We start from the raw sequence: 12,009 nt of genomic DNA, 5'->3' as shown, positions 1-12,009 counted from the left end.
GGAGCGATGAGGTGGCGTGACACATGTGCAGCCGGTGACGACAGAGCTCGGTGCCACCGATGCTTCCGGTTTCCACCTGAGGATCGGAGTCGAAGTGACCGAAGACCTGGCGATGCTGCGTGCGTCCGGCGACATCGACGTGCGCACCGCTCCGGCATTCGAACGCGCGATCACCGAGATGGCCGAGCGGTACCGAACGTGCGCTGTGCTGGTGGATCTGCTCGGGGTGCAGTTCCTGCCGTCGGCGGCATTGGCAGCGTTGATGCGCACAGCCGATGACCTGGACGGTCGCTGCCGGTTTCTGATCGTTGCCGAGGGGCCCGCCACTGTCGGGCCCATGAGGCTGGTGGGACTGACCGAGGCGCTCGAGATCCATCCGACAGTAGAAGCGGCCCTGTCGACGGTATGAGCGAGGAACAACAGACCGTGCGACCCTCGGCGATGAACACCACGAAGAACAGCCGACGTCACCGCCTCACACTCGATGCAGTCCCGGCCGACATGCATGTACTCGGCGCAATCCGCACCCAGCTCACGCAGTTCACCCACGAAGTCGGGCTTCCCGAGGAAACAGTCGCCGACGTATCGCTCGCGACCTACGAGGCGCTGGCCAACGTCGTCGAACATGCCTACCCGCCGGGGCAGATGGGCACATTCGATCTGCTCGCCGAAGGTCGCACCGACGACGGTGTCCTGACCGTCGCAATCGTCGACCGCGGGGCATGGAAGCCGCCGACGGACAACACTCGCAGCCGTCGTGGTCGCGGCTTGCCGCTGATGCGTGCCTGCAGTGATGATTTCCGGATCACGTCATTGCGCGGAGGTACCGAGATTCGCCTTCACCGGAACTTCGAGCACCCTGTCGATGTGGGCGCGTCCCTCGTCCACTGAACAGCACGACCGTAGTGTGACCGCCGATCTCGGGGTGGACTTCTGCCACCCGCCCGTGCAGACGGGCCGGTGCCGCTCGACTCGGCCGGCCGACGCGGCCGCGAGGTCGTGAACGTGCTCGAAGAAACCGGATCCGAAGGCGCGACGAGGTCCTGCGGTTCAGGCAGAGGGTTCGATGAGTGTGATCGCGCGGGTGAGTGCGGCGGCGGAGAATTGCGTGAATTCGGTCGGGTCGAGGTGGGGTATGCGATTGTTGGCGACGGTGGCGGCGACGCCTTGTGTTCCGGACAGGACGAAGGGGAGAACTGCGGTGTCCTCGCGCAGGACGCGTCCTTCTTGTGCGGCGGCTTCGGTGACGGCCTTCAGGACTTCTTCGTCGTAGCGTGCTCCGGAACTGTGTACTGCGCGTAGTGATTCGCGGTCCGTGCCGGCGGCGCGTTCGGCGTCGCGCCACATTTGGGACATGCGTCCGAGGTGTCCCCAGCGTTGGGTGGATTCGGCGATGATCGCGGCGATCAGGCTGGTGACGCCTCGGTCTCGGGGGAGGGATGCGATGGTCTGCGTCGACTCGACGATGTTCTCGTCGAGTAGGGCCATGAAGATGTCCTGCTTGTCCGCGAAATACTGGTAGATGAGGCCGGTGCTCGTCCCGGCGCGCTGTGCGACGGACCGGATCGTCAGTGCGGAGTAGCCGCCCTCGTCCAGTAGTGCCGCGGCAGCGTCGAGTGTTCGGCGGCGCCGGGCTTCCGCATCGCCGTAGATCGACCCTCCGCTCGTTGCACTCACCGCAACACTGTAGCCGGGCCGATTACCCGCATCCAAGAATGAACAATGTTCGTTCCTGGATTGAACATTGTTCATTCTGTGGCTACAGTCACTCTCATGACCACTCCCGACGTGACCTCGGCCACTTTCGATCGCGCCGCCGGAGCGAGTGCCGATGCACACGCTGCAGTCGGAATCGCAACGGACGCAGGAAGACTGCTGATCGATGTGCGGAAGCGTCTGTCGCTGCCCGGCGTCGACCCCTCGGAAGTCCGGTCCGCCGGCGACCGGCTCGGTCACGAGTTCATCGTCGACGCGCTGCGGGATCGGTTTCCGCACGACGCGGTGCTCTCCGAGGAGGGCGCGGACGATCACGCCCGGCTCGGCGCGAGCCGGGTGTGGATCGTCGACCCGCTCGACGGCACCCGCGAATTCGGGGAACCGGATCGGTTCGACTGGGCCGTGCACGTCGCCCTCGTCGACGGCGGCGTGCTCACCGCCGGTGCCGTCGCGATGCCGGCCGCCGGCATCACCTACTCGACTCTGGATGCTCCCGTCGACCGACCACCGCTGCGTAGCGTGCCGCGGGTGGTCGTCAGCAGGACCCGGCGTCCGGAGGCCGTCACGGCGCTGGCCTCGGCTCTCGATGCCGAACTGGTCGAGATGGGCTCGGCCGGTGCGAAGGCGATGGCGGTGGTTCGTGGCGACGTCGACATCTACGCCCACGCCGGTGGCCAGTACGAGTGGGATTCGGCGGCGCCGGTTGTCGTGGCGCGTGCTGCCGGACTTCACGTTTCCCGCATCGACGGGTCCGAACTCGTCTACAACCAGGAGAACCCCTGGTTGCCCGATCTACTGATCTGCCGCCCCGAGTGGGCAGGCACAGCACTGGAGGTACTTGCACGATGACCCGTGCGCTGACCCACCTCGAGAGACTCGAGGCCGAGAGCATTCACATCATGCGGGAGGCCGTCGCCGGGAGTGAGAACCCCGTGATGTTGTATTCGGTCGGCAAGGACAGCGCCGTGATGCTGCACCTTGCCCGTAAAGCATTCCATCCGTCCCGCCTGCCGTTCCCGCTGCTGCACGTCGATACGACGTGGAAGTTCCGGGACATGTACAAGCTGCGCGACGAGACCGCCGCTGCAGGTGATTTCGACCTCCTCGTCCACCGGAACCCCGAGTGCATCGAGAAGGGGATCAATCCCTTCACCCACGGCTCGTCGACTCACACCGACATGTGGAAGACCGAGGGCCTCAAGCAGGCCCTCGACCTCCACAAGTTCGACGCCGCGTTCGGTGGCGCGCGCCGCGACGAGGAGAAGTCCCGCGCGAAGGAACGTGTCTTCTCGGTGCGCTCGGCCGAGCATCGGTGGGATCCCAAGCGGCAGCGCCCGGAACTGTGGCAGATGTACAACGTCCGCAAGTCGCCCGGAGAGACGCTTCGGGTGTTCCCCCTGTCCAACTGGACCGAACTCGATGTGTGGGAGTACATCCGGCAGGAGGACATTCCGATCGTTCCGCTCTACTTTGCCGCGAAGCGGCCCGTCGTCGAACGGGACGGCACCCTCATCATGGTGGATGACGACCGAATGCCCCTGCGCCCCGGCGAGGTTCCCGAGATGCGCAGCGTGCGCTTCCGGACCCTCGGCTGCTATCCGCTCACCGGCGCTGTCGAGTCCACCGCCACCACCCTCACCGAAGTCATCCAGGAGATGTTGCTCACCACCACGTCCGAGCGCCAGGGCCGGGTGATCGACCACGACGGCAGTGCCTCGATGGAGAAGAAGAAGCAGGAAGGGTACTTCTGATGGCCCACGCGCCCAATCCGATCGCCGACGACATCGAGCAGTACCTCGAACGGCACGCGAACAAGTCGATGCTGCGCTTCATCACGTGCGGCAGCGTCGACGACGGAAAGAGCACGCTGATCGGGCGGCTGCTGTACGAGTCCAAGCTGGTGTTCGAGGACCAGTTGAGTGCACTCGAGAGCGACTCGAAAAAGGTCGGCACCCAGGGCGAAGGACTCGACTTCGCCTTGCTGGTGGACGGACTCGCGGCCGAACGCGAGCAGGGGATCACGATCGACGTCGCGTATCGCTATTTCACCACCGAACGGCGCAAGTTCGTCGTCGCCGACACCCCCGGACACGAGCAGTACACGCGCAACATGGTCACCGGGGCTTCGACGGCCGACCTCGCCGTGATCCTGGTCGACGCCCGCAAGGGCGTGCTCACGCAGACGCGCCGGCACTCCTATCTGGTATCGCTGCTCGGCATCCGGCACGTGGTGCTGGCGGTGAACAAGCTCGACCTCGTCGACTACTCGCAGGAGGTCTTCGAGCGCATCGCCGGCGAGTACGCGGCGTTCGCGGCCGAGATCGGCCTCACACACGTCGTGCCGGTCCCGATGTCGGCGTACATGGGCGACAACCTCACCGCGCCCAGTCCGAACACTCCGTGGTACACCGGTCCGACGCTGATCGACCACCTCGAGACCGTCGAGATCGACGACGCCGACGAGACCGCGCCCTTCCGGATGCCAGTGCAATGGGTGAACCGGCCCGACCTCGACTTCCGAGGCTTCTCGGGTCGGATCGTCAGTGGTGTCGTGCGGCCGGGAGACCGGGTTCGCGTGCTGCCGAGCGGGCGTGAATCCGTGGTGGAGCGGATAGTGACGATGGATGGCGATCTCGACGAGGCCGTGGCCGGCCGGTCCGTCACGGTCACGCTCGCCGACGAGATCGACATCAGCCGCGGCGACGTCATCGCCGGTGTGGACGCCCTCCCGTGCGTGGCCGACCAGTTCGAGGCGCATCTGGTGTGGATGGGTGAGCACGACATGCTTCCGGAACGGCCGTACCTGTGCCAGATCGGCACGATGACCGTCCAGGCCCGGGTCACCCGGCCGAAGTACAAGGTCAACGTAAACACGCTGGAACAGACCGCGACCAATACGTTGGCCCTCAACGAGATCGGCGTCTGCAACATCAGTTTCGATCGGCCGGTGCCCTTCGATCCGTATGCCGACAACCGCGACACCGGAGGCTTCATCCTCATCGACCGGTTGACCAACGCCACCGTCGGTGCCGGAATGATTGCGCATTCGCTCCGCCGGTCGGACAACATCCATTGGCAGGCCGTCGACGTGGACGGCGAGGCCCGTTCGCTGCTCAAAGGCCATCGGCCGCACATCGTCTGGTTCACGGGGCTCTCCGGTTCGGGGAAGTCGACCGTCGCAAACGAACTCGAACGGCGGCTGTACGCCCTCGGATGCCACACCTACCTCCTCGACGGTGACAACGTGCGGCACGGGCTGGGACGGGACCTCGGCTTCACCGACGCCGACCGTGTCGAGAACATTCGGCGCGTCACCGAAGTGGCCAAACTGATGGCCGACGCCGGACTGATCGTCCTCGCCTCGTTCATCTCGCCGTTCTGTGCCGAGCGCGAAGCTGCGCGTGAGCTCGTCGGTGCGGATCACTTCTGCGAGATCTTCATAGACGCCCCCATCGAGGTCGCGGAGGAGCGTGATCCCAAGGGGCTCTACCGGAAGGCGCGACGCGGGGAGCTGATCAACTTCACCGGCGTCGACTCCCCGTACGAGCCGCCGCTGAACCCGGACCTGCGTATCGACACCACCGCGACGTCTCCCGAAGAGGCTGCCCGGCTGATCATCGAGCACCTGCGCAGTCTCGGAACGATCGTCTGAATGTTTCCCGAGTACCACCCACCATCACGAAAGGCGGCCTTCTTGCCCACACGAGACGAGATCTGTTCGGTAGTGGAGTCGTACGTGAAGCATCTGGGAGATCACGATGTGGATCGGTTGGTCTCCCTGTTCGCGGACGACGCGGTTCAGCACGAGCCGCTCGGCGTGCGAACCTATCGCGGGGTCGACGAGATCCGCGCGTTCGACGTCGAGAACGCGAAGGTCGCGTTCTCGGTGAGCCGCCACTCACCGATCGTCGTTTCCGGCCGTTATGCGGCAACGCAATTGCGGGTCCAACGAGAGGGGATGCCGGCATTCCTCGCAGCCGACCTCTTCGAGTTCGACGACGACGGACGGATCGTCGCGCTCAGCGTCGTGATCGATCCGGCGGCACGGGCATGACGAACGCCGTCGGGACAACGCCAGCGGTGCCGGCACTGCTGGAAGGCAAAGTCCTGGTCGTCTCGGGTGTCGGCACGGGGCTCGGCCGTTCCGTGGCGGTCCGTGGCGCGCTCGCCGGTGCCCGGATCGTCCTGGCTGCCCGCACCGAGACACGCCTGACCGAGGTGGCCCAGGAGATCCGTGAACTGGGCGGTACCGCGGTGACCGTCCCGACCGACCTCACCGACGACGCGTCGGTGGCACGTCTCGTCGAGTCGGCACTCGCTGAGTTCGGAACCGTGGACACGGTGGTGCACAACGCGTTCGTGCAGCCACCGCACGAGCGTCTGCTCGACGCCGATTTCGACACGGTCCGGCAGGGCTTGGACATCAATCTCCTGTCGGCACTCAACCTGACCCGCAAACTGGCGCCCGCGCTCGAACGTTCCCAGGGATCGGTGGTGATGATCAACTCGATGGTCCTGCGAAACCAGTTGCCCAACTTCGGTGCCTACCGCGTGCAGAAGTCCGGGTTGCTCGCCCTCGCCCGCAGTCTCTCGGTCGAACTCGGGCCGATGGGTGTGAGAGTGAACTCTGTTGCCCCCGGCTATATCTGGGCGGAGCGGGTCAAGCGGATGGTCGAGAAGCAGGCCGAGGAGCGCGGCGTCGATCCGGCCGTGGTCTACACCGAGATCGCGGCCGGCACCGATCTGCGCCGGCTACCCGAACCCGACGATATCGCGAACGCCGTGCTGTTCCTCGCCTCCGACCTCGCCCGCGCGATCACCGGACAGTGCCTGGACGTCAACTGCGGCCACGCGCACCACTGATCCACTTCCCCAAGGACTATCGATGACACACGACTACAACGGTATCGGCTCGATCGAGGACCTGCAGCAGGCCGCGCGCGAGGCAGCCGGGTACGCCGACTTCGGCGGTGACGGCTACTGCGAGGGCCTCCGGGTCCTCCTGGAATCGTACGAGCGCGACGCCGACCTCACTCCCCACGGAAAGATCATCGCCCGCAAGATGATCATCGCTGCTCTCGCAGGGCGCCTGGTGAGCGAGGCCGGATTCACCGAATATCCCGAGCATGTGGACGTTCCGATCGAGCGTCCGATCTTCGTGGTCGGATTGACGCGAACCGGTAGCACCGCGCTGCACCGCCTGCTCGGAGCAGACCCGGCACATCAGGGTGTCGAGATGTGGCTCGCCGAAAGACCGCAGCCACGCCCCGCTCGTCACAGGTGGGCAGAGAACCAGGATTTCCTGCGCACCGACGCCTTCTATCGGGCTCGCCAGCGGAACGAGGCCGACCTGATGAAGGTGCACTTCATGGGAGCGGAGGAGGTCGAGGAATGCTGGCGGCTGCTGCAGCAGACGATGCTCTCGACCTCCTTCGAAACCACCGCGCACGTGCCCACCTACTCCGAGTGGCTGGCCCGGCAGGACTGGACCGAGACATATGCGCGCCACAAGAAGAATCTGCAGTTGATCGGGCTGAACGATCGCGATCGGCGCTGGGTGCTCAAGAGCCCCAGCCATGTATTTGCGATCGACGAGATCATGTCGGTCTACCCGGACGCGCTGTTCGTGCGCACCTTCCGGGACCCCCGCACGTCGATGGCGTCCACCTTCAGCCTTTCGGAGCAGGGCGGACACGACATGTCCAAGGCCTTCGACCGTCCTACCATCGGCCGCACCCAGCTGGATCTCTGGGCGCGCGGCAACGCGCACTTCGACACGGCCCGCCGCCGGTACAACCCGGCTCAGTTCATCGACGTCGACTACCAGGACTTCGTCTCCGACGCGGTCGGCACCGTCGAGAAGATCTATGCGCAGTTCGCGTTGCCCTTCACGGACGCGGCCCGCGACGCGGTGGTGGCGTCGCACCAGGCCAGTCTCGCCGAGCATCGCCGGCCGGCGCACCGCTATTCGCTCGAGGAGTTCGGCGTCACTGCTGCCGACGTCGATGCGAAGTTCGCGACCACAAGCTGACCATCCGACACAGACACCGGAACGGGGATACTGACATGAACGCTACCTGGGAGAAATTCTGCGCGGACCTGCTCGACGTGGGAAAGATCCTGTCGGACCCGATCGTCCCGCAGGATCCGCTGACGCAGGCCGAGGGCGTGCGCTACCTGTCGCGTCTGCTGCGTTACTCGACGATCAACTGCGTCGAGTACACGGATCCGCGGTGGCCGCAGTTCACGTCCGCGCCGAACCCGAACATGATGACGAAGATCGGTGCGGACAATCCGGACAACATCTATATGCGCGCGAACATTTCCGGTAAGTACAGCTACCGGATCACGGGTACGCGGGGGACCATCCCCCTGATCACCTTCGGTTCCCGCATCAACCGGTACCACATCGACGGCACCATGCTGCAGACCGGCGACCTTCACATCCACGACCTCGAGGTCGACGAGCACGGTCGATTCGAGTTCATCGCGAGCGCGGAGAAGCCGACGGACGGCACTGCGTGGCTGCCGATGGACCCGGAGAGCAACCTCATCTCCGTCCGCCAGACCTACCGGGACCGCCGCAACGAGACTCCGGCAGAGTTGTCGATCGAATGCCTGAACCCGGACGGGGAGGTCGTTCCACTGACCGAGGACGAGCTGAGCCAGCGACTCGACCGCGCGATCGGCATGCTGAAGGGTTCGGCCGACACCTTCCTCGAATGGTCGCGTGAGTTCATGCCGCAGCCCAACGAAATCTTCGACCGGGGACAGGAGCAGTTCCAGAACGCCGGCGGTGATCCGAGCATTTTCTACTTCCACGGGTACTGGAAGCTCGCCGACGACGAGGCGTGGGTCATCGACACCGAGATTCCGAACTGCGAGTACTACAACTTCGTGCTGCAGAACTTCTGGGTGGAATCTCTCGACTACCACCGGGCGAACATCTACATCAACAACCACACCGCGAAGGTCAACGACGACGGAACTCTAACGATCGTGGTCGCAGCCGAGGACCCCGGCTACGGGAACTGGATCAGCACCGACGGCCACAGCGAGGGCACCTGGGCGATGCGTTGGATCAAGGCGGATTCGCACCCGATCCCGACGTCGAAGGTCGTGAAGATCTGAGTACCGATTCGATGAAATGGTCGTTGGCCGCGGCGATGATCGACGCCCGAGACCTGTGCGAGCTGGCCCGGGTCGCAGAAGAGGTCGGGTTCGACTCGATTGCGATGCCGGACTCGGTGTTCTACCCAGAGACGGTGTCGGCCGACTATCCGTATTCGCCGGACGGGAAACGCATGTGGGCGCCCGAGACGCCGATGCCGGACCCGTTCATCGCGATGACGGCCATGGCAGCGGTGACCGAGCGACTTCGCTTCTACACGAACGTGTTGAAGCTTCCACTGCGGGATCCGCTGCTCACCGCGAAACAGATCGCGACCATGGCCGTGATGTCGGACAACCGGATCGCAGTCGGCGTCGGCCTGTCCTGGATCCCCGAGGAGTTCCGGTTCACCGGGACCGAGATGCGGACCCGGGGCGCTCGCACGGACGAAGCCATTCGGATCGTCAAGGCGGTGTGCGCCGGAAACGGACCCGAATGGGTCGAGTTCCACGGCAAGCACTTCGACTTCGACCGGCTGATGATCAGCCCGGCCCCGGACCGGCCGGTGCCGATCTACGTCGGTGGTCACAGCGAGCCGGGTCTGCGCCGAGCCGCCCGCTTGGCCGACGGGTGGATCTCGGTCAATGCCCACGTCGACGAACTCGCCTCCGCGATCACACGGTTGGGCGAGCTGCGGACCGAATATGGATGTGCTGATGAGCCTTTCGAGATCAATGTGTCTCCGACGGGCGTGAGAGACGTCGACGGGTATCGGGTGCTGGCCGAGATCGGTGTCACGGAGTGCCGGATCTCGCCATGGCACTTCTACGGTGCGGACTTCACGAGCCGCGCGGCGCGGCTCGATTCGATCCGCCGGTTCGCCGACGAGGTAATCAGGGATTGATCCGCCTCGACAGGCGCCCTGGCGGCCGGTGAACAGCCCGGCGGCCAGGGCGCTCCTGTTTCACAGGACGAGGAGGACCGAACACGAGAGCCACACCAGTCGGTCATTCCGATGCGCCGAACCCGCGGCCCCGGAACGGTGCCTGCCTCCCCTCATGGGTGGAGTGGGACCATGCCGAATCGGCGATCGGACGCCGGACCGAGCTCACCGCAGCACCGGACGCGTCGGAGTCGGCGTTCGCGATCCGGGAGATGCCCGCCCGCGACCGGACATCCTGGTCTGCACGCTTCGCGCTGCGGCCCTTGCCGTCCCGGGGCTGGCGAGCACGGTGCCGCCGGGCCCGGCATGACGTGCTGACCGAGCACCACCGCCGAGTCGTTCGGCGGCCGGTCGATGATCGACGTGGTGGGCGCGCCGATGCCCACGTACCGTGGTCCCGTGCCGGAGGCGCTCACACGAACCGGAAGAGCGGTGGAATCGCGACCATCGCGAGTACCGCCCACCCGCAGTAGACGGGCAGATACCGGGTCTGCCACCTCTCGACTGCGGAGAAACCCGCACGCCCTCGGAGGAACGAGACGCCGAGCCGAGCGGCCCACGCCAGGTTCACCATCAGGACCAGGTTCAGGCCGAGCGCGGTGACCTTGTTCGCGGTCAACCCGAACTCGGCGATGCGTGAGGCCATCGCGGTGAGCATCAGCAGGTCGACGGCGAGCGCCGCCGCGATCAGCACGACCTGCAGCAGATCGAACACGTTCGGTGCGGCGTGCGGGTCCCGGGCCGAGATCGAGTACAGCAGCAGCCCGAGCACGAGCACGAGGATCAGATCCATGAGGATCAGCAGGTCACGGTCGACATCGACGACACTGCGGGACGCGATCACCGCGACGAACAGTGCGATCAGCATGACGATCGTGATCGGTGTGAACACCCGCGTGAGGACGGGCGCAATGTTCTCGACGACTTGCTGTTTCGCTTCCACGAGCCACGCTGCGACGACGATCGCTCCCGCTGGGGCGAACGGAACGATCCATTGCTCGAAGAACGGTTCGATGTCGATTCCGAGGGCACCGAAGGCTCCCGCCGTCAGTCCCACCAGGACGCCACCACCGAGGGCGAGCAACGCCAGATACACCGCCCATTCCCCGGTGAAGCGCACGAAGTCCATGCGCCGGCGATGGGAACGCCAATCGCCCCCGACGTAGGCGGCTCCCACCGCGAACCACAGGGCGACGGGCGCATGGATCGCCGCGATGATCTCGGTGACACCCCCCGGCTCGAAGGGGAACACGTTGAGTACGACCGCAGCCGCGGCGAACGGGAGGGCGAGGGCCGCAGTCCTTCTGATGCCCATGTCGCGTTTCCATGCGAAGTACAGGGTGAGGAACGGCAGGACGAGCAGGGCGGCGTTTCGGACGAGTGCCGACTCGGTCAGCCACTCCACTCCGGCCCTGACCGCCAGGCCGGCGCCGAGCGCGGATGCGAGCACGACCGCGAGTTCCCGGGGCCGGCGCGCAGTGCCCGATTCCGTGTCGGCGTCACGGGTGAGGACGAGCTGCTTCCACAGTCGATCGGAATGTTCCTGGGCGAACTCCCGCGAGAGCTCGTCGAGACCACCCATCCGGCCGACCGCGACCATGAACGCCTCGTCCGCGGTCAATCCGACCGAGACGAGATCCGAGATCTGTTCTCTGAGATGATCTTCCATCTCATCGATGTCCGCGGGTGAGATCACTCGCCGGCCGGCGACGTAACTGCGCCACCCGGCGATGCGGGATTCGAGATGCGCGTCGAGTGTCATCACGACCACCCCGGCGCGGCAGCGGGCGGCAACTGCGTCGACTGCCACACCTGCTGCAGTGCGTCGGCGACGACAGTCCATTGCGCCGCGCGTTCGGCGAGTGTGGCGCGGCCGGCGTCGGTGAGGGCGTAGTGCTTGCGTCGTCGTCCGTTGTCGGCGACGTGCCAGGTGGACGAGACGTATCCCGCCCTCTCGAGGCGGTGCAGGAGGGGATAGAGCATCCCGTCCGTCCATTGCATCCGACCTTGCGACAGTTCGTTGACGCGTTTGATGATCGCGTACCCGTAGGACTCGCCTTCGGCGAGGATTCCGAGCACGAGTGGAGTGGCCGAGGCGGCCACCAGATCTTTCTCGATGAACATGTCGCCCCAATGCCTAGTGGTTCTATGTATAGAGGTGACCCTAGCAGATCTAGGTATGAAGAACGAGTGACCGTCACGGGGCAGGGGCGGGTTCCCCGACGCTGTAGGCGGGGAT

General features: G+C 65.4%; 13 protein-coding genes. 10 read left to right on the top strand and 3 right to left on the bottom strand.

Translation table 11 applies throughout. The features are described 5' to 3' along the window. Nucleotides 1-94: 94 nt before the first annotated feature. Together A8G15_RS05650 and A8G15_RS05645 are read left to right on the top strand one after the other, a co-directional pair. Nucleotides 95-409, top strand: coding sequence for an anti-sigma factor antagonist (locus A8G15_RS05650; protein ID WP_245687717.1), 315 nt, complete (start codon nt 95-97; stop codon nt 407-409). Next, the gene (locus A8G15_RS05645) at nt 406-891 is read left to right on the top strand and encodes an ATP-binding protein (RefSeq protein ID WP_082899679.1); all 486 of its coding nucleotides are present in this window, start codon (nt 406-408) and stop codon (nt 889-891) included. Before A8G15_RS05650 ends, A8G15_RS05645 begins: the two co-directional genes overlap by 4 nt. Before the next feature lie 159 nt (nt 892-1,050). Here the strand turns inward: A8G15_RS05645 and A8G15_RS05640 are convergent, their stop codons facing one another. Continuing rightward, nucleotides 1,051-1,677 carry a TetR/AcrR family transcriptional regulator gene (locus A8G15_RS05640; protein ID WP_068156414.1) on the bottom strand — a complete coding sequence of 209 codons (627 nt, stop codon included), beginning with the start codon at nt 1,675-1,677 and terminating at the stop codon, nt 1,051-1,053. A 96-nt stretch (nt 1,678-1,773) separates the two neighbouring features. Between A8G15_RS05640 and A8G15_RS05635 the strand changes: the two genes are divergently transcribed. The 8 genes from A8G15_RS05635 to A8G15_RS05600 are packed head-to-tail and all read left to right on the top strand — an operon-like array spanning nt 1,774 to nt 9,731. Then, the gene (locus A8G15_RS05635; RefSeq protein WP_068156411.1) at nt 1,774-2,565 is read left to right on the top strand and encodes a 3'(2'),5'-bisphosphate nucleotidase CysQ; all 792 of its coding nucleotides are present in this window, start codon (nt 1,774-1,776) and stop codon (nt 2,563-2,565) included. Further along, on the top strand, nt 2,562-3,467 hold the full coding sequence (gene cysD, locus A8G15_RS05630; protein WP_068156407.1) for a sulfate adenylyltransferase subunit CysD: 906 nt from the start codon (nt 2,562-2,564) through the stop codon (nt 3,465-3,467). The genes A8G15_RS05635 and cysD overlap by 4 nt, the downstream gene beginning before the upstream one ends. Beyond that, entirely contained in the window at nt 3,467-5,368 is a 1,902-nt protein-coding gene (cysN, locus tag A8G15_RS05625) for a sulfate adenylyltransferase subunit CysN (RefSeq protein ID WP_068156404.1), read from the top strand. Before cysD ends, cysN begins: the two co-directional genes overlap by 1 nt. Further along, a complete protein-coding gene (locus tag A8G15_RS05620) occupies nt 5,369-5,770 on the top strand; it encodes a nuclear transport factor 2 family protein (RefSeq protein WP_425415068.1) in 402 nt (133 codons plus the stop codon). Then, nucleotides 5,767-6,579: an SDR family oxidoreductase gene (locus A8G15_RS05615; protein WP_068156401.1), complete on the top strand. Its 813-nt coding sequence runs from the start codon at nt 5,767-5,769 to the stop codon at nt 6,577-6,579. The genes A8G15_RS05620 and A8G15_RS05615 overlap by 4 nt, the downstream gene beginning before the upstream one ends. 22 nt (nt 6,580-6,601) lie before the next feature. Next, nucleotides 6,602-7,747: a sulfotransferase family protein gene (locus tag A8G15_RS05610; protein ID WP_068156398.1), complete on the top strand. Its 1,146-nt coding sequence runs from the start codon at nt 6,602-6,604 to the stop codon at nt 7,745-7,747. Nucleotides 7,748-7,782: 35 nt separating this feature from the next. Further along, nucleotides 7,783-8,847 carry a DUF1214 domain-containing protein gene (locus tag A8G15_RS05605; protein ID WP_068156396.1) on the top strand — a complete coding sequence of 355 codons (1,065 nt, stop codon included), beginning with the start codon at nt 7,783-7,785 and terminating at the stop codon, nt 8,845-8,847. Nucleotides 8,848-8,858: 11 nt separating this feature from the next. Further along, a complete protein-coding gene (locus A8G15_RS05600) occupies nt 8,859-9,731 on the top strand; it encodes a TIGR03619 family F420-dependent LLM class oxidoreductase (RefSeq protein ID WP_068156392.1) in 873 nt (290 codons plus the stop codon). A 451-nt stretch (nt 9,732-10,182) separates the two neighbouring features. On the opposite strand, the gene A8G15_RS05595 is transcribed toward A8G15_RS05600, so the two are convergent. Both A8G15_RS05595 and A8G15_RS05590 read right to left on the bottom strand, forming a co-directional pair. Then, nucleotides 10,183-11,532 carry a permease prefix domain 1-containing protein gene (locus A8G15_RS05595; RefSeq protein WP_068156487.1) on the bottom strand — a complete coding sequence of 450 codons (1,350 nt, stop codon included), beginning with the start codon at nt 11,530-11,532 and terminating at the stop codon, nt 10,183-10,185. Continuing rightward, nucleotides 11,532-11,894: a PadR family transcriptional regulator gene (locus A8G15_RS05590; RefSeq protein WP_068156389.1), complete on the bottom strand. Its 363-nt coding sequence runs from the start codon at nt 11,892-11,894 to the stop codon at nt 11,532-11,534. Before A8G15_RS05590 ends, A8G15_RS05595 begins: the two co-directional genes overlap by 1 nt. Between the last annotated feature and the right edge of the window lie 115 nt (nt 11,895-12,009).

Origin of the sequence: Rhodococcus phenolicus, assembly GCF_001646785.1 — a bacterium.
Classification (GTDB): Bacteria; Actinomycetota; Actinomycetes; order Mycobacteriales; family Mycobacteriaceae; genus Rhodococcus; species Rhodococcus phenolicus.
The sequence above is the reverse complement of the archived record's forward strand: the minus strand, read 5'-3'. Positions and strand labels throughout refer to the sequence as shown.